Genomic DNA, 22,548 nt, shown 5'->3' on the forward strand with positions numbered 1-22,548 from the left:
ACCGAACCTGGGCTTGGATCGGACGCTGCAGCGTTTGCGATCAGACGCCCGCTACCGCGCAGAGGCTTGTCATTCTGGCAATGGCAAGCTCCGGCTCGGCCAGCAATCCTGCCTGATCGGCAAGGCGAAAGACATCGGCATAGTGACGGATGCCGCGCGCCGATTGCATGCCGCCGATCATCGAAAAATGCTCCTGATGGCCGTTCAGCCATGCCATGAAGACGATGCCGGCCTTGTAGTATTCGGTCGGCGCCTCGAAGATCTTGCGCGACAGCGGCACTGTCGGGGCCATCAGCGCGTCATAGCCGGCGCGGTCGCCGTCGGCCAGCTTTGCCAGTGCCGCATTGGCGACCGGCGCGATGGCATCGAAAATGCCGAGCAGCGCGTGCGAATGTCTGTCGCCGTCGCCGGCGATCAGCTCGGGGTAATTGAAGTCGTCGCCGGTGAACATCACCACGCCCTCGGGCAGCCGGTCCCTGAGGGCAATCTCCTTGCCGGCATCGAGCAGCGATATCTTTATGCCCTCGACCTTGCCGGCATGGCGTTCGATGATCGCGATCACCGTCTCCAGCGCGGTTTCGAAATCGCTGCTGCCCCAGTAGCCTTTCAGCGCCGGGTCGAACATGTCGCCCAGCCAGTGCAGGATGACCTTGCCGGAGGCCTGGGACAGGATGCGGTCGTAGACGCCAATATAGTCGTCGGGGCCTTTGGCGACCGCCGCCAGCGCGCGGCTGGCCATCATGATCGCCTTGCCGCCAAGCCCTTCGATGAAGCCGAGCTGTTCTTCATAGGCCGCGATGACATCGTCGAGCGTACTGGCGGCACCCGGCGCCAGATGGTCGGTGCCGGCGCCTGACGCGAGATCGGCCCCCTCGACGCTGCGCGCCTCGATAATGGAGCGGCGGATCAATTCCCTGGCATTTGCCCAATCGAAACCCATGCCGCGCTGAGAGGTGTCCATCGCTTCGGCGACACGGAAGCCAAGCCGCCAAAGGTGATGGCGAAACGCCATCGTCTTGTCCCAATCGATCGCGGGCCTCGACCACGGATCGGTCATGGCGAGGGGATCGGCAACGACATGGGCGGCGGCGTAGGCGATGCGCGAGAAGCGAGCGCCGGCCACAGGCTGCACCGGCTGGCCGACAAGCCGGTAGCGGACACGGCCGCCGCCTTCCCCGGGCAAGGTGATGTCCATGGCTCTCTCCCTTCCCAGCGCCTAATAAATGGAACGTTCCAATGAATCAAGATATTTTGCCCCCTGCCCCGCGCAGCTCAAATTGCTGCATCGCAGCAGGTGAAAGCCATACTTGCTGGAGAATTGCGCCCACTGAGCCGCATTGTTTCCGGGTTCGCAAAAACGCGATTGACTCAAATGCGTCGCAGGGTTTAGATCGTTCCAATAAATCGCATAAGAAACCACCGGGAGGACAGATCTGGATGGCCAGCCGGGCCAAGGCAACGATACTCGACATCGCCCGTGAGGCGGGCGTGTCCAAATCGACGGTATCGCTGGTGCTGCAAGGCAGCGGGCTGATCCGGCCTGAAACCGCGCTGAAGGTGCGCAAGGCGATCGAGGACGTCGGCTATGTCTACAACCGCGGCGCCGCCAATCTGCGCAAGGCCCATTCCAATGTCATCGGCATGGTCATCAACGATCTCACCAATCCGTTTTTCGCCGAACTGGCGGTCGGCATGGAGCGCGTCTTCCAGTCGGCCGGCGTCGTGCCTTTCATCGCCAATACGGCTGAAAACCCGGTGCGCCAGGAAGAGGTTTTGAAATCGCTGATGGAGCAGGGTGTCGCCGGGCTCGTCGTGTCGCCGGCGCGTGGCACCACGCCCGGCGCGTTCCGCCGCCTTGAGACCGCAGGCGTTCCGGTCGTCTTCGTCATGCGCCGGCTTCCCGAAAGCCGTATCCCGGTGATCACGCCCGACAATCATCGCGGCGCCTATCTCGCCACCGCCCATCTGATCGGCAAGGGCCATCGCCGGCTGGCCTTCTTCGGCGGCTCGTCCGACCTTGTCGTCTATCACGAGCGCCTGGGCGGCTTTCGCGAGGCCTGTGAAGCGCTCGGCATCGCACCGGCCGACAGGCTGGTCTTCGAGGGCGAAACCAGCCGCAAGGGCGGCATTGCCTGCCTGGAAACCGCGCTCGCCATGGCCGCGCCGCCGACTGCAGCACTTTGCTTCAACGACGCGGTCGCCTTCGGCGTCTTGCTGGCGCTGCGCAAGCGCGGCCTGGAACCCGGTTTGGATTTTGCCGTCGTCGGCTTCGACGACGTCGCCGAGGCCGAGCACTATATGCCGGCACTGACCAGCGTCGCGGTGAACACCGCCGGCCTCGGCGAGCGCGCCGCCCATGTCGTGCTGAAGATGATCCAGTCGCGCACCACGCGCGCCGAGGATCATATCGGCGCCGTCAACCTCGTGGTCAGGGAAAGCTGCGGCCCCGATCGCAAGGAGCATGGCTGTGCAGGAATGGGAGACGCGGCATGACCGTCAGTTGGGGGCTGATCGGCGCCAGCACGATCGCAAGACAGTTCATGATCGGCGCCATCCGCGCGCAGCCGGACGGCGAGATCGCTGCGGTGATGAGCTCCAGCCCGGAGCGGGCCACCGCCTATGCCAGTGAAAACCGCATTCCGGCGGCGGTCTCGACGCTCGACGCCCTGCTCAAATCAGATATCGACGCCGTCTACATCTCGACCACCAACGAATTGCATCTCGAACAGGCACTCGCCGCCATCGAGGCGGGAAAGCATGTGCTGTGCGAAAAACCACTGGCGCTGACCAGCACCGACGCCCGCAAGATGGTCGCGGCGGCCAGGGCCGCCGGCGTCGTGCTCGGCACCAATCACCATCTGCGCAATGCCGGCTCGCATCGGGCGATGCGCGAAGCGATCGCTGCCGGCCGCATCGGCAGGCCGATCGCCGCGCGCGTCTTCCACTCCGTCTATCTGCCGGAAAACCTGCAGGGCTGGCGCATCACCAGGCCGGACGCCGGCGGCGGCGTGGTGCTCGACATCACCGTGCACGATGCCGATACGCTGCGCTTCGTGCTCGGCGACGATCCGGTAGAGATCTCGGCCTTCACGCAATCGGCCGGCATGGCCGCCGGCGGACTGGAAGACGGCGCCATGTGCCTCTGGCGCTTCAGATCGGGCGTCATCGCCCAGTCGCATGAGGGCTTCACGACAAAATTCGCCGGCACCGGCTTCGAGGTGCATGGCAGCGAAGGCTCGCTGATCGCCAGGGACGTGATGACGCAGAAGCCGGTCGGCTCGGTGTTGCTGCGCACGGCACAGGGCGAGGAGGAATTGAGCTTCGACCGCGAGGACCTCTATGCCCGTTCGCTGCGCCAATTCCACGCGGCGATCCGTGGCGACGGCCAGCCTTCCGCCACCGGCGAGGACGGCGTCTGGTCACTGACCGCAGCCGAGGCGGCATTGCAATCGGCCAGGTCCGGCAACGCCGTTACCATCGACCCGAAGCTCGGGAGCGCCGCGTGAGCAAGCTCGTTTCAGCGGCTGAGGCTGCCGGCCTGATCAGGGATGGCATGGTCGTTTCCGTGTCATCGTCGAGCGGCCTCGGCTGTCCGGACGCGGTGCTGGCCGCCATCGGCGAGCGCTTCGATGCCGAAGGCCATCCCAGGGACATAACGACGCTGCACCCGATCGCCGCTGGTGACATGTACGGCATCAAGGGCATCGATCACTTAGCCAAGCCCGGCCTGTTGAAGCGCACTTTGTGCGGTTCGTATCCCTCCGGCCCGTCATCTTCCGAGCCACCGCAGATCTGGAAGATGATCGGCGACAATTCGGTCGCCGCCTACAACGTGCCGTCCGGCATCCTGTTCGACATGCATCGCGAGGCCGCCGCCAAGCGTCCCGGCGTGCTGACCAAGGTCGGGCTCGATACCTTTGCCGACCCGCGCCATCAGGGTTGCGCCATGAACGCGGCCGCCAGCGAGCCGATCGTTTCGGTGCAGCAGTTCGACGGCGAGGAATGGCTCTATTTCCGCTCGATCGTGCCGCAGGTCGCGATCATCCGCGCCACCACCGCGGACGAGCGCGGCAACCTTACCTATGAGCATGAGGGTGCCTATCTCGGCGGCCTCGAACAGGCGCTGGCCGCCCGCAACAATGGCGGCATCGTCATCGCGCAGGTCAAGCGCGTCGTCGAGAACGGCACGCTGAAGCCGCACGACGTGCGCGTGCCCGGCGTGCTGGTCGACCATATCGTCGTGGCGCCCGACCAGTTGCAGACGACGCTGACGCCTTACGATCCGGCCATCTCCGGCGAGATCTTCCGGCCGCTGTCGAGTTTCCGCAACGCCGAGATGAACGTCCAGAAGGTCATTGCGCGCCGCGTCGCCATGGAGCTTGCCGACGGCATGGCGGTCAATATCGGCTTCGGCATCTCGGCCAATGTGCCGCGCATCCTGCTCGAGGAAGGTCAGCACGGCAAGGTCACCTGGGTCATCGAACAGGGCGCGGTCGGCGGCGTGCCGCTGCTCGACTTCAAGTTCGGCTGCTCGTCGAACGCCGACGCCTTCATGCCCTCGCCGCACCAGTTCATCTATTTCCAGGCTGGCGGCTTCGACGCCTCGCTGCTGTCCTTCCTGCAGATCGACCGCCACGGCTCTGTCAATGTGTCCAGGCTCTCAGCGCGGCCCCACGTCACAGCCGGCGCCGGCGGCTTCGTCGACATCACCGCGCGGGCGAAGAAGATCGTCTTTTCCGGTTTCTTCAATGCCGGCGCCAAGCTGTCGCTTGCTGATGGCGGCATCCGCATCGACCAGGAGGGCAAGGTCAAGAAAGTCGTCGGCGAGGTCGAGCATATCTCCTTCTCGGGCAAGCGTGCCGTCGCGCAGGGACAGGACATCACTTATGTCACCGAGCGCTGCGTGATGAAGCTGACGCCAGCAGGGCTGATGGTGACCGAGCTGGCGCCGGGCATCGACCTCGAGCGCGATGTGCTGGCGCAGGCCGAGATCCCGCTCGCCGTAGCCAACGATCTCAAAGTGACGCCGGATGCGCTCTACCGGGACCGGCCGATCGGCCTGTCGCTCAACGGTGGCGCCTCGCTTGGAGGCGCCCATGGCTGAGCCCCTCGTCACCTTTGACACCGACGGCGCCATCGGCCTTGTCACGCTGCGCCGGCCGGAGAAATTCAACGCCCTCGACGTCCCAATGCTGCGGGCGCTGGAAGCAGCACTCGACGAAGCCGAGGCGGCGGACAGCGTCCGCGTCGTGCTGGTCTGTGGCGAAGGCAAGGGCTTTTGCGCCGGCGGCGACGTCGAGGCGTGGGCGGAAATGAGCGCCGCCGATTTCCAGGTGCAATGGGTTCGCTACGGCCACCGCGTCTTTGATCGGCTGGCGCGGCTGCCGCAGCCGACGATCGCCATTCTTGCCGGCCATGCGCTGGGCGGTGGGCTGGAACTGGCGGCGGCTTGCGACTTTCGCGTGGCGGAAACACAGGTGAAGCTGGGTTTCCCCGAGACCTCGATCGGTGTCGTTCCCGGCTGGTCCGGCACACAGCGCGCCGTGCGCCGCTTCGGTGCGCAGGCGGTGCGGCGGATGGCGCTCGGCGGCGAGGTGTTTCTGGCGGCCGAGGCTCTTGCTCTGGGGATTGTCGACCGGGTGGTCGAGACCGGCAAGGCGTTCGCCGAAGCCAAGGCCTGGGCCGGCAAGATCGCCGAGCGCGGGCCGCTCGCGACCGAAGCCGCCAAGCTGATGATTGCCATCGCCGAGGGCGAAGAGAGTGCTGCCGCGACCGAAGCGCTGGCCAGCGGCTTCATCGCGCTGACAAGCGATCTCAGGGCCGGCATCAAGGCTTTCAAAGCCAAGCAGAAACCGGCGTTCTCAAGATCTTAGGAACCTGAAACTCACATGAACGCGCCTCTCAACATCGCCATGCCCGCCGAGGCAGCCGCAGCGCCGAAAAGCTATCGGCTGCTGATCGCCGGCAAGTTCGTCGATGCCCAGGACGGCCGCACACTGGAGCGCAGCAGCCCCGGCCACGGCTTCACCGTCTCGCGCTATGCACAGGCCGGCGCGGCGGATGTAGAGGCGGCAGTACAGGCCGCGCACAAGGCCTTCGAGACCGGCCCGTGGCCGCGCATGAAGGCAGCCGAACGCGCCACGATCCTGCTCAAGGCGGCTGACCTGATCGAGGCGCGGCTGGACGAGATTGCCCGGCTCGACGCACTGGAATCCGGCAAGCCGATTGCCCAGGCGCGCGGCGAGATCGGCGGCGCCGTCGATATCTGGCGCTATGCCGCCGCACTCGCCCGCACGCTTCACGGCGAAAGCTACGCCAATCTCGGCGACGCCATGCTCGGTGTCGTGCTGCGCGAACCGATCGGCGTCGTCTCGATCATCACGCCATGGAATTTTCCGTTCCTTATCGTCAGCCAGAAACTGCCCTTCGCGCTCGCCGCCGGCTGCACGGCGGTGGTCAAGCCGAGCGAGATGACCTCGGCCTCGACTTTCGTACTCGGCGAGATCCTGATGCAGGCCGGCCTGCCGGACGGCGTCGTCAACATCCTTGCCGGGTTGGGCGCTGATGTCGGCGCACCGATGGTCAGCCATCCGCTGGTCGAGATGGTGTCGTTCACCGGCTCCACCCGCGTCGGCAGGATGACCATGGCGTCTGCCGCCAACTCGCTGAAGAAAGTCTCGATGGAGCTCGGCGGCAAGAACGGCCAGATCGTCTTTCCCGATGCCGACCTTGAGGCGGCCGCCGACGCGGCGGTATTCGGTGGCTTCTTCAATGCCGGCGAGTGCTGCAATGCCGGCAGCCGGCTGATCGTTCATGAGGCGATCGCCGACGAGTTCCTCGGCGCCGTCAAAGCACTCACCGCCAAGGTGATTGTTGGCGACCCGCTCGACGACCGCACCAAGGTCGGCGCGATGATCTCCGCCGACCATGTGGCCAAGGTCACCGGCTACGTGACGGCCGCGGAAAACGACGGCAGCCGGATCTATTGCGGCGGCAAGCAGCTTGCTTCGAGCGGCGGCCAGTATCTTGATCCGACCATCGTTGGCGACGTCACCGAAGACATGGCCATTGCGCGCGAGGAAGTGTTCGGTCCGGTGCTCTCGGTGCTGACTTTTGGATCGATTGAAAGGGCGTTGCACATCGCCAACAACACGCCCTATGGTCTGTCGGCGGGCGTGTGGAGCGCCAGTATTGATACCTGCATGTCGGTGGCGCGGAATGTTCGTTCGGGAACCGTTTGGGTGAACACGTTCATGGAGGGTTACCCCGAACTGCCTTTCGGCGGCTACAAGCAGTCCGGTCTCGGACGCGAACTCGGCAAGCGCGCCGTCGAGGATTATACAGAAGAAAAGACAATCCAGTTTCATCGCGGCCAGCGCACCGGATGGTGGGTCGGCTGAGTTGGGAAGAACCCGGTGGGCATCCGCCGGTCGTGTAAGTTCAACAAGGGAGGAAGTACATGTTGCGCAAACTGCTAATCGGGACGGCTCTCGCATCGGGCGTTGCGTTCGCGGCCCATGCCGAGGACGTCAAGGAAGTCCAGATGCTGCATTGGTGGACGTCGGGCGGCGAAGCTGCCGCGCTGAACGTGCTCAAGCAGGATCTGGCCAAGGAAGGCTTTGCCTGGAAGGACGTGCCGGTGGCCGGCGGCGGCGGCGACGCCGCCATGACCGCGCTGAAGGCGATGGTGGCAGCGGGCAACTACCCGACCGCCTCGCAGATGCTCGGCTACACCGTGCTCGACTATGCCGCCGCCGGCGTCATGGGCGACCTGACCGAGACGGCGAAGAAGGAAGGCTGGGACAAGTCCGTTCCAACGGCCTTGCAGAAATTTGCAGTCTATGACGGCAAGTGGGTCGCGGCCCCTGTCAACGTCCACTCGGTCAACTGGCTGTGGATCAACAAGGCGGTGATGGACAAGATCGGCGGCACCGAGCCCAAGACCTTCGACGACTTCATCGCGCTGCTCGACAAGGCCAAGGCGGCGGGCGTCATCCCGCTGGCGCTGGGCGGCCAGAACTGGCAGGAAGCCACCATGTTCGACTCGGTCGTGCTGTCGACCGGCGGGCCCGAGTTCTACAAGAAGGCCTTCAACGACCTCGACGAGGAGTCGCTGAAGTCCGATACGATGAAGAAGTCGTTCGACAACCTCGCCAAGCTCGTCACCTATGTCGACCCGAACTTCTCGGGCCGGGACTGGAACCTCGCCACCGCCATGGTCATCAAGGGCGATGCGCTGGTGCAGGTGATGGGTGACTGGGCCAAGGGCGAATTCAACGCCGCCAAGAAGGTCCCGGGCACCGACTTCCTGTGCTACCGCTTCCCGGGCACCGACGGCAGCGTCGTCTACAACTCCGACATGTTCGGCATGTTCAACGTTCCGGAGGACCGCAAGGCCGCCCAGATCGCCCTGGCCACCGCCACGCTGTCGAAGAGCTTCCAGTCGGCCTTCAACGTCGTCAAGGGCTCTGTTCCGGCCCGCACCGACGTGCCGGACACCGATTTCGACGCTTGCGGCAAGAAGGGCATGGCCGACCTGAAGGCCGCCAATGAAGGCGGCACGCTGTTCGGTTCGCTGGCGCAGGGCTATGGCGCGCCTCCGGCGGTTGCCAACGCCTACAAGGATGTCGTCTCGAAATTCGTCCACGGCCAGATCAAGACCTCGGACGAGGCCGTGACCCAACTGGTCAGCGCGATCGAAGACGCCAAGTAAGCGCCCGTCGATGTGAATGATCTCCCCGGCGCAAGCCGGGGAGAGTCCTCTGCGGTGGGGTTTGCGGTTGCGCCGACCGGCACGCTTTCGTGCCGCAGAGGCCGCGACAGCAGAATTCCGGACCCGCGATACGGAATGGACAGATGAGCACAGTTGCTGAAACCAGTATCACGCTGACGCCGGAGCACGATGCCCGTCCGGGCGCCACGGTGCGCTCACGCCTTCAGGACGCGCTGCCGAAGCTCGTGCTGGCGCCGAGCTTTGCCGCCACCGTCGTCTTCGTCTACGGCTTCATCCTGTGGACGATCTATCTGTCCTTCACCAACTCCAAGACCTTTCCCTCCTACGCCATTACCGGGCCACGCGCCTATCAGCGGCTATGGCGCTGGACCTTCGAAAGCGATCCGCCGTCCTCCTGGTACACATCGATCACCAATATGGGGATTTTCGGCTTCCTCTACATTTCCATCTGCCTGGCGCTCGGCCTGTTGCTGGCGATCCTGCTCGACCAGAAGATCCGCGGCGAAGGTGTGCTGCGGCCGATCTATCTCTACCCGATGGCACTGTCATTCATCGTCACCGGCGTTGCCTGGAAATGGTTTCTCGACCCCGGCCTCGGCCTCGAGCAGACGCTGCACCAATGGGGCTGGACGAGCTTCCATTTCGACTGGATCAAAAACAAGGATTTCGTCATCTACACGGTGGTCATCGCCGGTGTCTGGCAGGCGTCAGGCTTCATCATGGCGATGTTCCTGGCCGGCCTGCGCGGCATTGACGGCGAGATCCTTAAGGCGGCGCAGATCGACGGCGCCACCACCTTCCAGCTCTACCGCCGCATCGTTATCCCGCTGCTGCGGCCGATCTTCCTGTCGGCCTTGATCGTGCTCGCGCACCTCGCCATCAAGTCCTACGATCTGGTCGTCGCGCTGACCAGCGGCGGGCCGGGCGGTTCGGCCTGGCTGCCGTCCAATTTCATGTATGAGTACACCTTCAAGCGCAACGAAATGGCCGTCGGCTCGGCCAGCGCCGTGATCATGCTGATGACCATCACCGCGATCATCGTTCCCTATCTCTATTCCGAGCTTCGGGAGAAGCCGCGATGAACGCCATAGCCACTCCTGCCCGCCAGAGCACTGGCGGCATCAGCGCCAGGACGGTCAACCGTATCGTCATTTACGGGCTGCTGGCGCTGTTCGCGCTGTTCTACCTGATGCCGCTATTCGTCATGCTGGTGACCTCGTTCAAGACCATGGACGAGATACAGAACGGCAACATGCTGGCGCTGCCGCAGGCGCCGACCTTCGCACCCTGGATAAGGGCGTGGAGCGAGGTTTGCTCGGGTCTCACCTGCGTTGGCATGAAGGGTTATTTCTGGAACTCGATCAAGATGGTGGTTCCGGCCGTCGTCATCTCGACCCTGCTCGGCGCACTCAACGGCTATGTGCTGACGAAGTGGCGCTTCCGCGGGGCGACGCTGGTGTTCGGGCTGATGCTTTTTGCCTGCTTTATCCCGTTCCAGTCCGTCCTCCTGCCCATGGCAACGATCCTCGGCAGCCTCGGCCGGTTCGGCGTCAAGCTGCAGAACGCGACCGGCCTCACCTTCGGCTTCGGCAATCCGACGGTGAACCTGGTATTCGTCCACGTCGTCTACGGCATCGGCTTCACCACCCTGTTCTTCCGCAATTATTACGAGGCGTTTCCGAACGAACTGGTGAAGGCGGCGCAGATCGACGGCGCCAGCTTCTTCCAGATCTTCCGGCGCATCATGCTGCCCAATTCGCTGCCGATCATCGTGGTGACGGTGATCTACCAGTTCACCAACATCTGGAACGATTTCCTCTTCGCCTCCGCCTATGCCGGTTCAGGCGACGTGATGCCGATGACGGTGGCGCTGAACAACGTCGTCAACACCTCGACCGGCGTCGTCGAATACAACGTCAACATGGCGGCGGCGATGATCGCCGCGCTGCCGACGCTCCTCGTCTATGTGCTCGCCGGCCGCTATTTCGTGCGCGGCCTGATGGCCGGCGCCGTCAAAGGATAATCGCATGGCTTTTCTGGAAATTGACGGGCTGAAGAAGCGTTTCGGAGCGGTCGAGATCCTGAAAGGCATCGACCTCGACCTGGAAAAGGGCGGCTTCCTCGTGCTGGTCGGGCCTTCCGGTTGCGGCAAGTCCACGCTGCTCAACACCATTGCCGGCCTGGAGACCATCACCGAAGGCGAAATCCGCGTCGACGGACGCACGATCAACGATCTCCACCCCTCCAAGCGCGACATCGCCATGGTCTTCCAGAGCTACGCGCTCTATCCGAACATGACGGTTGCCGGCAATATCGCCTTCGGCATGGAGATGCGCGGCGTGCCGGCCGGCGAGCGCCAGAAGGCCATCGACAAGGTGGCGAAAGTCCTGCAGATCGGCCATTTGCTTAAGCGCAAGCCAAGCCAGCTTTCCGGCGGCCAGCGCCAGCGCGTCGCCATGGGCCGGGCGCTGGTGCGCGATCCAAAGCTGTTCCTGTTCGACGAGCCTTTGTCCAATCTCGATGCCAAGCTGCGCGTCGACATGCGCATCGAGATCAAGCGCCTGCACGCCACCACCGGCACCACGATCGTCTACGTCACGCACGACCAGATCGAGGCGATGACGCTGGCCACCAAGATCGCGGTGATGCGCGACGGCGAGGTGCAGCAGTTCGGTACGCCGGCCGAAATCTATAACAATCCGGTCAACCTGTTTGTTGCCGACTTCATGGGCTCGCCGGCGATGAACCTGATCCCGGCGACGATCGGCAGCAACGGCAGCGGCTTCTCCGTCGTCATGGAGCGCGAGGCGCGCCAGCCGATCTCGCTGCCGCTGGGCAATGCGCCGGCCGGTCTTTCGGCATTCCAGGGCAAACCGATCATCTTCGGCGTCCGCCCGGAAGCACTGACCGATCCCGAGGGTGCCGAACGCAACGCCTCGAACATCGCCCGCGCCGACTGTCACATCGAGGTCATCGAGCCGGCCGGCTCGGATACGTTCGCGGTCACCAATCTCGGCGGCAAGGCGGTGGTGGCGCGGCTGCGCGCCGATGCCAAAATCCAGCCCGGCACGGTCACGCCGCTCGCCTTCAACCTGACCAAGGCGGTGTTCTTCGATCCGGCGACCGAGAAACGCATCGTCTGACCGCCATGACAAATCCCGACATCGTCATCATCGGCTCCGGCATAGGCGGCGCCACGATCGCCTCCGGCCTTGCCGGCAGCGGCGCCTCGATCCTGATGCTGGAGCGCGGCGAACCACTGCCGGCGACGCCGCACACACGCGACACCCGCGCCATCTTCGTCGACGGCCATTATCGGCCTAAGGAGATGTGGCTCGAGGCCGGCGGAGCGCCTTTCAATCCCGGCAATTACTATTATGTCGGCGGCAATTCGAAATTCTACGGCGCGGTGCTGATCCGCTACCGCAGGCAAGACTTTTCAGAGATGGAGCACTATGGCGGCATCTCGCCGGCCTGGCCGTTTTCCTATGAGGAATTCGAACCTTGGTATTCCCGGGCCGAGCAGCTGTTCCGCGTGCGCGGTGCGCTCGGCGAAGACCCGACCGAGCCGTTCCACTCGATGCCCTACCCTTTCGGGCCGGTACCCGACGAGCCGCCGATCGCGCGCGCCCGCGCCGAGCTCAGGAGCCTGGGTCTGCACCCGGCATCGCTGCCGCTCGGCGTCGACATCGAAGCCTGGCTGAAAGACGGCAGCACGCCGTGGGATGCGTTTCCCAACACCGGTGCCGGCAAGGTCGACGCCCAAACGGGGCCGCTGGCGTCGGCCCTTGCCGACCAGAACATCAAGCTCGAGACCGGCGCCCATGTCGAACATCTCGAGGCATCGCCGGATGCGAGGACAATCGCCGCCGTCCATTATCGACAGAACGGTACGCTGAAGAAAGTCGCGCCGAAGCTGGTCATCCTATCGGCCGGCGCCGTCAATTCCGCCGCCATCCTGCTGCGCTCGCCCACCCCTGAGGGCAAAGGCGGCGGCAAAGGCCTGGCCAACCGCTCCGACCAGGTCGGCCGCAACTTCATGAACCACAATTCGAGCGCCATGCTGGCGATCGATCCACGCCGCCGGAACAAATCCGTCTACCAGAAGACGCTGATGCTGAACGATTATTATCTGTCCGACGGCAAGGGCGGCAAGCCGCTCGGCAATGTCCAGCTCCTCGGCAAGATCGACGGCAACATCCTCAAGGCCAACGTCAGGCGCGCGCCCAAATTCGCGCTCGATTTCATGGCCGGCCACGCCGTCGACTGGTATCTGATGTGCGAGGACCTGCCTGATCCCGAGAGCCGCATCATGGTCGACGGCAAGGACATCGTCATGCAGTGGCGGCGCTCCAACATGCAGTCGCTCGACGGGCTGACCAAGGTAATGCGCGAGAATTTCCGCGCCTGCGGCTATCCGATCGTGCTGTCGCGACCGTTTGACAAGCGCACGCCCTCGCATCAGTGCGGCACGGTGAAGATGGGCAACGATCCAGCGACCTCGCCGCTGGATCCGTTCTGCCGCTCCTTCGACCACAGCAATTTGTTCGTCGTCGACGCCGGCTTCCTGCCGAATTCGGCCGCCGTCAATCCGGCGCTATCGATCGCAGCACAGGCGCTGCGCGTCGCCGATCATATCCGCAAGACGGAGCTTGCAGCATGAGCCGCCCGGCAGCGATCGTCACCGGCGGCGCGCGCGGCATCGGCCTTGCCTGCGCCGAAGCGCTCGCAGATTCCGGCTTCGACATCCTCGTCGCCGACCTTGCCGACGAAGCCGCCGACGGGCTCGCCGCGGACATTACAGCGCGCGGCGCGGCATTCGCATACCATCGCTGCGACATCGCCGATCTCGGTGGCCATGTGGCACTTATCGATGCTGCATTGAATGCCTTCGGCCGCATCGACTGCCTGGTCAACAATGCCGGCATCGGCGCTGTCCTGCGCGGCGACCTGCTCGAGCTCAAGCCGGAAAATTTCGACCGGGTGCTCGGCATCAATCTGCGCGGCACCGTATTCCTCAGCCAGGCCGTTGCCAAAGCGATGCTCGGCCTGCCGAGCGATGGTGCGAGATCGATCATCACCATCACCTCGGTCAGCGCCGCCATGGCCTCGCCGGAACGTGCCGATTACTGCATCTCCAAGGCCGGGCTTTCGATGTGGGTGAAGAACCTGGCGCTGCGGCTTGCCAGCGAAAACATAGCCGTGTTCGAGGTGCGCCCGGGCATCATCCGCACCGACATGACAGCCGGTGTCACCGCCAAATATGACGGGCTGATCGACGGCGGGCTGGTGCCGGCAATGCGCTGGGGCGAGAGCGAAGATATCGGTGCCGCCGTGGCAGCACTCGCCGGCGGCAAGCTCGGCTTTTCGACCGGCTCGGTCATCAATGTCGACGGCGCGCTGTCGGTGCCGAGGCTATGAACAGGTGACGCCATGATCGACTACATCCCATGACCGACTACATAATCGTCGGCGCCGGCCCGGCCGGCTGCGTACTCGCCAACCGGCTGAGCGAAGATCCGTCGCATCAGGTACTGCTGCTCGAAGCCGGCGGCAAGGACTGGCATCCGCTGATCCACATGCCGGCCGGTTTTGCCAAGATGACCAAGGGCATCGCCGCCTGGGGCTGGTCGACGGTGCCGCAAAAGCACATGAACGACCGCGTCTTCCGATACACGCAGGCCAAGGTGATCGGTGGCGGCTCTTCGATCAACGCCCAGATCTACACGCGCGGCAACGCCCGCGACTACGACGCCTGGGAGAAAGAGGAAGGCCTTGCCGGCTGGGGCTATCGCGACGTGCTGCCCTATTTCAAACGCGCCGAGAACAACCAGCGCTACGCCAACGATTTTCACGGCGACCAGGGCCCGCTCGGCGTGTCGAACCCGATCGCGCCGCTGCCGATCTGCGAGGCCTATTTTCGCGCGGGACAAGAGATGGGCATTCCCTTCAATCCCGACTTCAACGGGGCGGCCCAGGAGGGCGTCGGTTACTATCAGCTGACGCAGAAGGACGCGAAGCGCTCCTCCGCCTCGGTCGCCTATCTCCGGCCGATCCGCGAGCGCAAGAATCTCACTATCAGGACCGGCGTTCTGGTGACGCGCATCGTCGTCGACAAGGGCCGCGCCGTCGGCGTCGAGATCGTCGACAGGCCGGGCGGCCAGCCAACGATCCTGCGCGCCGAACGCGAGGTCATCGTCTCGTCCGGCGCCATCGGCTCGCCGAAGCTTTTGATGCAGTCGGGCATCGGCCCGGCCGACCATTTGAAGGCGATCGGCGTGACACCGGTGCATGATTTGCCTGGCGTCGGCTCCAACCTGCAGGATCATCTCGATCTGTTCGTCATCGCCGAATGCACCGGCGACCACACCTACGACAACTATGCCAAGCTGCATTGGACGGCGTGGGCCGGCCTGCAATATCTGCTCCTGAAGAAAGGCCCGGTTGCCTCCAGCCTGTTCGAGACCGGCGGCTTCTGGTACGCCGATCCGACCGCCGCCTCTCCCGATATCCAGCTGCATCTCGGCCTCGGCTCCGGCATCGAGGCCGGCGTCGAGAAGCTGAACAATCCGGGCGTGACATTGAACTCGGCCTTCCTGCGCCCGCGCTCGCGCGGCACGGTGCGGCTGAACAGTGCCGACCCGGCCGACCACCCGCTGATCGATCCGAACTATTGGTCCGATCCCTATGACCGCGACATGTCGATCAAGGGGCTGAGGCTGGCGCGCGAGATCATGCGGCAGAAAGCGCTGCGGCCCTATGTGCTGCGCGAGGTACTGCCGGGACCTGACCTGCAGAGCGGCGACGAGTTGTTCGACTACGCCTGCCGCAGTTCCAAGACCGACCACCACCCGGTCGGCACTTGCCGCATGGGCCACGATGCGATGAGCGTGGTGACGCCCGATCTCAGGCTGCGCGGTATCGAGGGTCTGCGCGTCTGCGACGCCTCGGTAATGCCGCGCATCCCCTCCTCCAACACCAATGCGCCGACGATCATGGTCGGCGAAAAAGGCGCCGATCTGATCCTTGGCCGCGAGCCGCTGCCGCCGGCAGTGTTTTCCACCAACCGAGCGGCATGAGGGACAAGGAATGATCAGACACTGTGTTTTCGTCAGATTCCGCAACGATGTTGCCGACGCCGAGCGCGCGGCAATCCACGCCGATCTCGAAGCGTTGCGGACGGTGATCGACGGCATGGGCAAGGTCGAATTCAGCGCCAATACCAGCCCGGAACCCTTCGCCCGCGGCTTCACGCACGGCTTCACCATCGACTTTCGCGATGCCGCGGCACGCGACGGCTATCTCGAGCATGAAGCACATCAGCGAGCCGGCGCAAGACTGGTCGCGGCGCTCGAAGGCGGCACCGACGGGCTGATGGTTTTTGACCTGGAGATCGCCTGACTATCCCATTCTCAGTGCAACGACGCCGGCGACGATGCTAAGCACCGCGGCACCTCGCCATGCCGTCATCTTCTCGCCGAGCGCGAACACCGAGATCATCATGGCGAACAGGATCGATGTTTCGCGCAGCGACGCCACCGAGGCGATCGGCGCCTTGGTCATCGCCCACATCACGATCCAGTAGGCGCCGCCGCTGAGCACGCCGGTATAGATTCCTGCCTTCCAGTCGCGCGCCAGCACCGGCAGCGCCTGTGGGCCGCGAAAGACGACGCACAGCACCAGCGCCCACAGCGCATCGCAGACGAACAGCCAGGCCGCATAACTCGACGCGGTGGCGGCCAGCCGCGCGCCGCTGCCGTCCGACAGCGTATAGCTGGCGATGAAGATCGATGTGCCCAGCGCGAAACCAACGGCGCGCAGGTTCAATTTCTCCAGATGCGCGCCGCCGCGAAACGACAGCACCAGCGTGCCCGCCGACAACAAGAGGATGCCGAGAATGGCGAGCGGCGCCGGCATCTCGGCAACCACCACAACGCCCCCCAAAGCGGCCAGCAATGGCGCAGTGCCGCGCGCCAGCGGATAGGTCTGGGCGAAATCGCCGGCCTTGTAGGCGCCGATCAGGAACGTCCTGTAGCCCATGTGGAAGACAACCGAGGCGAGGATGTACGGCCATACTTCCGGCTTCGGCACCTCGACAAAGGGCAACGTCACCAGCGCCGCGGCACCCATGCCGAGCGTCATCAGCGTGATCGACAGGAAACGGTCGAGATGGACCTTGACCAGCGCGTTCCAGATCGCATGCATGGAAGCGGCGGCGAGCACCGCGAAAAAGACAAACAGGCTCATTGGCGATTCATCCGCCGCCCGTCCCGATGACGATCGGCGTCTCCAGGTCGATATCGACCCAGAGGGGAAAATGGTCGGAGGCGATTTGGCCGATATCGGCGCTGATCGAGCGCACGCGCCCGGCAAACATGCCGCCGACGAAGCAATGGTCAAGCCGGCGCTTTGCGATCCTGCCGTCGATGGTCTTCACATGGGTATGAAAGTCCGACGTCGGTTCGCTGGCGACGGCGGCTGCGTCGACAAAACCGTCGAGATAGGCGGCACCGCGATGATAGGGCGTGCTGCCGACGATGCGGCGGTATTCTGCGCTGCCCGGCTCCATGTTGAAGTCGCCCATCCAGATCGCCGGCAAGGGGTTTTCCGGCTCCTGTTCGCCATTGCTCCAGTTGCGCGCCGGCTCGTCGTCGTCGCCGCTCCATGGCCCGCCCTCGGACGGCGCGCGGCGATGCTCGGCGAGCAAATAGTCGATCTGCTCCAGCCGCTCCTCGGCGGCCACATGCGCCAGATGCAGCGAAAAGAACCGCACCGGGCCGGCGGGGGTGCGGATCATGCATTCGAGTGCGGCGTTGCGGGTGTTGAGCGGACGAAGCGCGCGCCTGAGCGGCAGCGTATGAAGCCGTGACCAGACGATCGGCAGCTTCGACAGAACCATGGTGCCGAATTGCCGCCGCCGGTTGATGATGCGGCCGTCACGCCGTTGGCTGGCATCCATGTCGAAGGCCGGGCCATAGACCCAATGATAGTCGGGCAGCAATTGCGAAAGAAGTTCCGGCTGGTCGTCCTCGTTGCTGCGCCGCCAGTGCCGTTCCACTTCCTGCAAGGCGATGATGTCGGCGCCGGCCACGATCTTGGCGCAACGCGCCAGATCGTAGCGGCCGTCGCTGCCGAAGCCGTACTGGATGTTATAGCTGACCAGCTTCATTGCTTATCCGGCTCAATTTCTTGCTGGCAGTAGCCGTTCGCTGGATTGGTTGCAATGTGCAGCCGGACAGAGGCAGCTTGGGCCAGATGCTAAGTGGTTAGCGGCTGGAACCGACCGGGCGGGGATGCTGCCAGTTCCGACCAGTCGATCTCTTCCTCGAGGCGGTGGTAGGCCTCGTCGCCGATCGTTCCGTCGATGCGCAAGCGCTCCAGCGCATCGCGCTGGCTCTTGATGGCATAAAGACGTAATCTGTCATACTCGGTCGCCGCCTGGGCATCCTCCGGGTTTTCGGCGATGGCGCGCTGGGCGGCATATTGCTCTCGCACCGCCCCTGCCGCGCTCGATGTCTTGCCGCTGAGCACGTCCAGCGCCGCCTGCATGATGACGACGCGCGCCTGCGCCACTTCCCGGTCGACCGTCCGGTCGAGGTCGAGATTGAGCAGAAGCAGCAACGGTTTCAGGCTGACGCCTTGCAGCACCAATGTGCCGAGCACGACCGTGAAAGCAGCGAGCACGATCGGATCGCGGCCCGGAAAGTCGGCCGGCAAGGCAAAGGCCGCCGCAAGCGTCACCAGGCCGCGCATGCCGCACCAGCCGATGAGCACGCCGCCGCGGAATGTCGGTGCGTCCTTCCGCCTGTCTTCGTCGCCCAGACGTGCCAGCCCTCTGAGGATCGCGCCGCAGCCCAGCACCCAGACGAGCCGCGATACGATGACGACGGCCAGTACAGCCAGGGCAAAGACGAATGCCTCGCTTTGGCCTTGCTCGGCAAGTCGGCCCACGATCGATCGCGCTTGCAGGCCCATCAGAACGAAGGCCAGAACATTGAGCACGAACACTGCCGTCTCCCAGACCGAGTAGGAGCTGACACGATTCCTTGCCGGCATGCGGCGCGGCGACGTACGTGCGATCGTCATGGCATAGACGACGATCGTGATGATGGCGGAAAGCCCTATCCTGTCGGCCAGGATCCAGACGCCGAAGGTTGAGGCGAATTGGACCACTGTGCCGCTCGCCGGGTCGTCGATGCGGCCGAGTATCGCGAGAGACAACCGGCCGAGCACATAGCCTGCGGCAAGGCTGCCGACCGTCGACAGCAGGATCATTGGTACGGCACTGCTCAACAGGATGGAGCCGGCGGCTGCGGAAACCGACATCCTGTAGATCAACAGCGCGGTGGCGTCGTTGAGCAGGCTCTCGCCTTCCAGGATGGCGGTGATGCGGTGCGGCACCTTGAACTGTCCGAGCACGGCCGCCGCTGCCACGGCATCGGGCGGCGCCACGATCGCGCCAATTGCTATGGCGGCGGCGATGGGCAGGCCTGCCATCGTCCAGCCGACCAGCGCGACCGTCACCGTGGTAAAGATGACGGCGCCAAGCGCCAGCAGGATGAGCGAAACCTTGTAGCGGTTGAGATCGCGCAGCGACGTGTCATAGGCCGCATCGAGCAGAACCGGCGCGATGAACAGAGCGAGCGCCAGCTCCGGGTCAATCTCGATGGTCGGTGCAAACGGCAGGAAGGCGATGCCGGCGCCGGCCAGCGCCAGCAATGACGGATAGGGAATCTGCAGACGCCGCGACAGCGCGGTCAGGGCGACCGCGATGAGAAGCAGGACAAGGGTGAGTTCAAAAAGCGCCATGCCCTATCGTAGCGGTGAAGCCGGGCGATTGGCACTGCAAAAACGGCCACGGCCTTGGCTGCTGGTGAATGGTGAATGGTGAATGGTGAATGGTGAATGCTTGCTTGCAGGGTAATTTCGGCGCGTAAAGTGCCCTCTTACTATTCACTATTCACTATTCCCTAATGCAGCACGAGCATGTCGCCCGACGAGAACGAAATCTCGGCCTTTTCGCCGACGGCTGGCGGCGGCGTGGCCGGACTGTTGAACGTGTCGAGCGAGACCGTGCTGCCGCCGATGCCGACGCGCACCCGGATGACCGAGCCGAGGAAATGCACCTCCGCGATTTCACCCGAAAGGCTGGAATCGCGGCCGGGGTGTCGGCCGAGCGAGATCGCCTCGGGCCGCAGCGCCAGCGACAACGTGTCGCCGGATTTCGAGCCGTTGAGCTTGCCCTTGAGCGAGACCTCTTGCGAATTGACGCGCACCTTGCCTGATGCCGCGTCGGTGACTGTGCCTTCGAGCACGTTCAGCGTGCCGACGAAATTGGCGACGAATTTGGATGCCGGCCGGTTGTAGATCTCGAACGGCGTGCCGACTTGCTCGGCCTTGCCGCCATGCATGACAGCAATGCGGTCGGAGATCGACAGCGCCTCTTCCTGGTCGTGGGTGACGAAGATGGTGGTAATGCCGAGCTTCTTCTGGATCGAGCGGATTTCCTCGCGCAGTGATACGCGCACCTTGGCGTCGAGCGCCGACAGCGGCTCGTCGAGCAGCAGCAGCTTCGGCTTGGGCGCAATCGCCCGCGCCAGCGCGATGCGCTGCTGCTGGCCTCCGGAGAGCTGGTAGGGATAGCGGTCGCCCATCTGCGGCAGCTTGATGATGTCGAGCATTTCGGCAACGCGCCTGTCGGCATCGGCCTTCGGCATACCGGCGACCTTCAGCCCGAAGCCGATATTCTGCGCCACCGTGAGGTTCGGAAACAACGCATAGGCCTGGAACACCATGCCGACATTGCGCTGATTGGGCTTGAGCCGGGTGATGTCCTTGCCGGCCACGACGATCTTGCCGGCGGACGGCTCCTCGAAACCGGCGACCATGCGCAGCACCGTCGTCTTGCCGCAGCCCGACGGGCCGAGGAAGGAGACGAATTCGCCCGGCTCGACGTCGAGGTTGAAATCCTGCACCACCGTGGCGGCGCCGAAGGATTTTCGCACATGCTGGATTGAGAGGAATGGCTCGGTCATGGCTTTTTCCTTCGGGTCAGTTCGGACGGTTCGCCGATCGCGGCGCGAAGCGCGACAGGATCTGGATCAGCGACATGCAGCCCCAGGTGATGGCGAAGGCGATGATGGCAAGCGCCGCCGGCTCGTAGGCGCGGTTGGCGCCAACGTTCTGCAGATAGGGTCCGAAGGCAGGCCGGTTCAGCAGGCTGGCCATGGTAAATTCACCGATGACGATGGCGAAGGTCAGGAAGGCGCCCGACAGCACCGCGATCAGCACGTTGGGCAGGATGACCCGGGTGATGATCGTGCCCCAGCCGGCGCCGAGGATCTGCGCCGCCTCGGTTAGTGTCCGCACATCGATCGTGCGAAGCCCGGTGTCGACGGCGCGATACATATAGGGCAGCGCCAGTGTCGCATAACCGATGACCAGCAAGGCATTGGCTCCTGTCTCGCTGGCCAGGAACGGCAGCGGTGAGTTAGACCCGTACATTCTGATGTAGCCGAAGACGATAACGATTGCCGGGATGACCAGCGGCAGCAGCGTGATGAACTCGACGACGGGCCTTAGCTGCGGCAGCCGCAGACGAATCCAGTACGCCGCCGGCACCACCACCAGCACGCCAAGGACGATGGTGAAGATGGCGGCGACCACCGAATAGATGAAGGTCGCCTGGAAGCGGGGATCGCCGAGCACGACCTGATAGGCATCGAAGGAATAGGCGCCGCGCCGCATGCGCATGGAGAATTCCACGGTCGCGATCAGCGGAATGAAGAAATAGGCCGCGCCCAGCGCGAAGACGACCCAGGCCCAGAATCTGCCGGACTTCATTTGAGCCACCTCTCAGAGCGCGTCCGGAACCAGATGTAGAAGACATTGGCCAACCCGGTGATGACGATCATGCCGAAGGCGATGGCGTAGCCGAGATGGGCATTGTGCAGCACGTCACCGCGGATCTGCGCGTAGAGCAGGATAGGGACGATGTTAAGCGAGGAGCCGGTCAGAGCGTAAGCGGTGGCGATGGCACCGAAGGCGTTGGCGAATAAGAGGATGACGGTGCCGAGGAAGCTTGGCCAGATCACCGGAATGACGACCATGCGCCAGAACTGCGCCTGGGTCGCGCCAAGCGTTGCCGCCGCTTCGCCCCATTCCTTCTTCAGCCCGTCGATCGCCGGCACGATGATCACCACCATCAGCGGGATCTGGAAATAGACATAGGTCAGCGTCAGGCCCCAGAACGACAGGATGTTGAAACCATGGGCATAAATGTTGAAGCCGACCAAGACGTTGAGCAGCACCGTGGCGAGCCCGAGCCGGCCGAGCGTCGCGAGAAAGGCGAAGGCCAGCGGCACGCCGGCAAAATTGGAGGCCACGCCGGAGAAGGTCAGTGTCGCCGAGCGTATCCACTCCGGCAGCCCGCCGCGCACGATGGCAACGGCAATGGCAAGCCCGGCGAACGCACCGATCAGCGACGAGGCGAGGCTGACCTTGATTGAGATCCAGTAGGCGGCAACGATCGACGGCTGCGCCAAGGCCGCTATGTTTTCGAAAGTGAATTCGCCGGCATCGTTCCGGAATGCGCCCAGCATCAGATAGAGCGTCGGCAGGATCAGGAACATGATGGCGAAGATGAAGAAAGGCGCAACGCCAAGCCATTGCGTCGGCAGCCTCATGCTGCGGGCGTCGGCGGGAGGCGCGGTCTTCCCGGCAACAGCGTGATCGGACAACGAGATATCGGTCATGCGCCGGCTACCGTCCTGGAGGTATGCCGGGCGGCGATCTAAGCCGCCCGGCTGATCTCA

The 22,548-nt window shown here is 64.1% G+C and carries 20 protein-coding genes; 13 read left to right on the forward strand and 7 right to left on the reverse strand.

Annotation, left to right across the window (positions count from 1 at the left end):
- Nucleotides 1-40 precede the first annotated feature (40 nt).
- Nucleotides 41-1,195, reverse strand: coding sequence for a dihydrodipicolinate synthase family protein (locus tag NKH21_RS20765; RefSeq protein WP_352665532.1), 1,155 nt, complete (start codon nt 1,193-1,195; stop codon nt 41-43).
- 242 nt (nt 1,196-1,437) lie between these two features.
- On the opposite strand from NKH21_RS20765, the gene NKH21_RS20770 reads away from it, so the two are divergent.
- From NKH21_RS20770 to NKH21_RS20830, 13 genes are all read left to right on the forward strand, one after another.
- Complete coding sequence (locus NKH21_RS20770) at nt 1,438-2,493, forward strand: LacI family DNA-binding transcriptional regulator (protein WP_352665534.1); 1,056 nt, start codon at nt 1,438-1,440, stop codon at nt 2,491-2,493.
- Entirely contained in the window at nt 2,490-3,506 is a 1,017-nt protein-coding gene (locus NKH21_RS20775; RefSeq protein ID WP_352867185.1) for a Gfo/Idh/MocA family protein, read from the forward strand. Before NKH21_RS20770 ends, NKH21_RS20775 begins: the two co-directional genes overlap by 4 nt.
- Nucleotides 3,503-5,104, forward strand: coding sequence for an acyl CoA:acetate/3-ketoacid CoA transferase (locus NKH21_RS20780; protein ID WP_352867187.1), 1,602 nt, complete (start codon nt 3,503-3,505; stop codon nt 5,102-5,104). Before NKH21_RS20775 ends, NKH21_RS20780 begins: the two co-directional genes overlap by 4 nt.
- On the forward strand, nt 5,097-5,873 hold the full coding sequence (locus NKH21_RS20785; protein WP_352867189.1) for an enoyl-CoA hydratase/isomerase family protein: 777 nt from the start codon (nt 5,097-5,099) through the stop codon (nt 5,871-5,873). The genes NKH21_RS20780 and NKH21_RS20785 overlap by 8 nt, the downstream gene beginning before the upstream one ends.
- Nucleotides 5,874-5,888: 15 nt before the next feature.
- Complete coding sequence (locus tag NKH21_RS20790) at nt 5,889-7,400, forward strand: aldehyde dehydrogenase family protein (protein ID WP_352665538.1); 1,512 nt, start codon at nt 5,889-5,891, stop codon at nt 7,398-7,400.
- Nucleotides 7,401-7,459: 59 nt separating this feature from the next.
- On the forward strand, nt 7,460-8,713 hold the full coding sequence (locus NKH21_RS20795; RefSeq protein ID WP_352665540.1) for an ABC transporter substrate-binding protein: 1,254 nt from the start codon (nt 7,460-7,462) through the stop codon (nt 8,711-8,713).
- A gap of 143 nt (nt 8,714-8,856) precedes the next feature.
- A complete protein-coding gene (locus tag NKH21_RS20800; protein ID WP_352665541.1) occupies nt 8,857-9,816 on the forward strand; it encodes a carbohydrate ABC transporter permease in 960 nt (319 codons plus the stop codon).
- On the forward strand, nt 9,813-10,757 hold the full coding sequence (locus tag NKH21_RS20805) for a carbohydrate ABC transporter permease (protein WP_352665542.1): 945 nt from the start codon (nt 9,813-9,815) through the stop codon (nt 10,755-10,757). Before NKH21_RS20800 ends, NKH21_RS20805 begins: the two co-directional genes overlap by 4 nt.
- A 4-nt stretch (nt 10,758-10,761) precedes the next feature.
- Nucleotides 10,762-11,877 carry an ABC transporter ATP-binding protein gene (locus NKH21_RS20810; protein ID WP_023675366.1) on the forward strand — a complete coding sequence of 372 codons (1,116 nt, stop codon included), beginning with the start codon at nt 10,762-10,764 and terminating at the stop codon, nt 11,875-11,877.
- A gap of 5 nt (nt 11,878-11,882) precedes the next feature.
- Nucleotides 11,883-13,397, forward strand: coding sequence for a GMC oxidoreductase (locus tag NKH21_RS20815; protein WP_352665544.1), 1,515 nt, complete (start codon nt 11,883-11,885; stop codon nt 13,395-13,397).
- On the forward strand, nt 13,394-14,155 hold the full coding sequence (locus tag NKH21_RS20820; RefSeq protein WP_352665545.1) for a 3-ketoacyl-ACP reductase: 762 nt from the start codon (nt 13,394-13,396) through the stop codon (nt 14,153-14,155). Before NKH21_RS20815 ends, NKH21_RS20820 begins: the two co-directional genes overlap by 4 nt.
- A gap of 29 nt (nt 14,156-14,184) precedes the next feature.
- Nucleotides 14,185-15,813 (forward strand): GMC family oxidoreductase, encoded by a 1,629-nt coding sequence (locus NKH21_RS20825; protein WP_352867196.1) that lies wholly within the window; start codon nt 14,185-14,187, stop codon nt 15,811-15,813.
- A 10-nt stretch (nt 15,814-15,823) separates the two neighbouring features.
- Nucleotides 15,824-16,135 carry a Dabb family protein gene (locus NKH21_RS20830; protein WP_352867198.1) on the forward strand — a complete coding sequence of 104 codons (312 nt, stop codon included), beginning with the start codon at nt 15,824-15,826 and terminating at the stop codon, nt 16,133-16,135.
- On the opposite strand, the gene NKH21_RS20835 is transcribed toward NKH21_RS20830, so the two are convergent.
- The 6 genes from NKH21_RS20835 to NKH21_RS20860 form a co-directional block, all read right to left on the reverse strand.
- Entirely contained in the window at nt 16,136-16,981 is an 846-nt protein-coding gene (locus tag NKH21_RS20835; protein WP_023675361.1) for an EamA family transporter, read from the reverse strand. It lies immediately after the preceding gene.
- Nucleotides 16,982-16,988: 7 nt separating this feature from the next.
- The gene (locus NKH21_RS20840; protein ID WP_352867201.1) at nt 16,989-17,903 is read right to left on the reverse strand and encodes an endonuclease/exonuclease/phosphatase family protein; all 915 of its coding nucleotides are present in this window, start codon (nt 17,901-17,903) and stop codon (nt 16,989-16,991) included.
- A gap of 89 nt (nt 17,904-17,992) precedes the next feature.
- On the reverse strand, nt 17,993-19,543 hold the full coding sequence (locus NKH21_RS20845; protein ID WP_352867204.1) for a cation:proton antiporter: 1,551 nt from the start codon (nt 19,541-19,543) through the stop codon (nt 17,993-17,995).
- A 161-nt stretch (nt 19,544-19,704) separates the two neighbouring features.
- A complete protein-coding gene (locus tag NKH21_RS20850; protein ID WP_352665553.1) occupies nt 19,705-20,769 on the reverse strand; it encodes an ABC transporter ATP-binding protein in 1,065 nt (354 codons plus the stop codon).
- A gap of 16 nt (nt 20,770-20,785) precedes the next feature.
- The gene (locus NKH21_RS20855) at nt 20,786-21,577 is read right to left on the reverse strand and encodes an ABC transporter permease (protein ID WP_352867206.1); all 792 of its coding nucleotides are present in this window, start codon (nt 21,575-21,577) and stop codon (nt 20,786-20,788) included.
- Complete coding sequence (locus NKH21_RS20860; RefSeq protein ID WP_352665555.1) at nt 21,574-22,488, reverse strand: ABC transporter permease; 915 nt, start codon at nt 22,486-22,488, stop codon at nt 21,574-21,576. Before NKH21_RS20860 ends, NKH21_RS20855 begins: the two co-directional genes overlap by 4 nt.
- Nucleotides 22,489-22,548: the final 60 nt, after the last annotated feature.

Source organism: Mesorhizobium sp. M1329, assembly GCF_040318035.1.
Taxonomy (GTDB): domain Bacteria; phylum Pseudomonadota; class Alphaproteobacteria; order Rhizobiales; family Rhizobiaceae; genus Mesorhizobium.

Bases quoted from the DNA above. Each gene is read 5' to 3' on its own strand.
- NKH21_RS20765 (WP_352665532.1), bottom strand. From the start codon at position 1,195: ATGGACATCACCTTGCCCGGGGAAGGCGGCGGCCGTGTCCGCTACCGG.
- NKH21_RS20770 (WP_352665534.1), top strand. From the start codon at position 1,438: ATGGCCAGCCGGGCCAAGGCAACGATACTCGACATCGCCCGTGAGGCG.
- NKH21_RS20775 (WP_352867185.1), top strand. From the start codon at position 2,490: ATGACCGTCAGTTGGGGGCTGATCGGCGCCAGCACGATCGCAAGACAG.
- NKH21_RS20785 (WP_352867189.1), top strand. From the start codon at position 5,097: ATGGCTGAGCCCCTCGTCACCTTTGACACCGACGGCGCCATCGGCCTT.
- NKH21_RS20790 (WP_352665538.1), top strand. From the start codon at position 5,889: ATGAACGCGCCTCTCAACATCGCCATGCCCGCCGAGGCAGCCGCAGCG.
- NKH21_RS20795 (WP_352665540.1), top strand. From the start codon at position 7,460: ATGTTGCGCAAACTGCTAATCGGGACGGCTCTCGCATCGGGCGTTGCG.
- NKH21_RS20800 (WP_352665541.1), top strand. From the start codon at position 8,857: ATGAGCACAGTTGCTGAAACCAGTATCACGCTGACGCCGGAGCACGAT.
- NKH21_RS20805 (WP_352665542.1), top strand. From the start codon at position 9,813: ATGAACGCCATAGCCACTCCTGCCCGCCAGAGCACTGGCGGCATCAGC.
- NKH21_RS20810 (WP_023675366.1), top strand. From the start codon at position 10,762: ATGGCTTTTCTGGAAATTGACGGGCTGAAGAAGCGTTTCGGAGCGGTC.
- NKH21_RS20815 (WP_352665544.1), top strand. From the start codon at position 11,883: ATGACAAATCCCGACATCGTCATCATCGGCTCCGGCATAGGCGGCGCC.
- NKH21_RS20820 (WP_352665545.1), top strand. From the start codon at position 13,394: ATGAGCCGCCCGGCAGCGATCGTCACCGGCGGCGCGCGCGGCATCGGC.
- NKH21_RS20825 (WP_352867196.1), top strand. From the start codon at position 14,185: ATGACCGACTACATAATCGTCGGCGCCGGCCCGGCCGGCTGCGTACTC.
- NKH21_RS20830 (WP_352867198.1), top strand. From the start codon at position 15,824: ATGATCAGACACTGTGTTTTCGTCAGATTCCGCAACGATGTTGCCGAC.
- NKH21_RS20835 (WP_023675361.1), bottom strand. From the start codon at position 16,981: ATGAGCCTGTTTGTCTTTTTCGCGGTGCTCGCCGCCGCTTCCATGCAT.
- NKH21_RS20840 (WP_352867201.1), bottom strand. From the start codon at position 17,903: ATGAAGCTGGTCAGCTATAACATCCAGTACGGCTTCGGCAGCGACGGC.
- NKH21_RS20845 (WP_352867204.1), bottom strand. From the start codon at position 19,543: ATGGCGCTTTTTGAACTCACCCTTGTCCTGCTTCTCATCGCGGTCGCC.
- NKH21_RS20850 (WP_352665553.1), bottom strand. From the start codon at position 20,769: ATGACCGAGCCATTCCTCTCAATCCAGCATGTGCGAAAATCCTTCGGC.
- NKH21_RS20855 (WP_352867206.1), bottom strand. From the start codon at position 21,577: ATGAAGTCCGGCAGATTCTGGGCCTGGGTCGTCTTCGCGCTGGGCGCG.
- NKH21_RS20860 (WP_352665555.1), bottom strand. From the start codon at position 22,488: ATGACCGATATCTCGTTGTCCGATCACGCTGTTGCCGGGAAGACCGCG.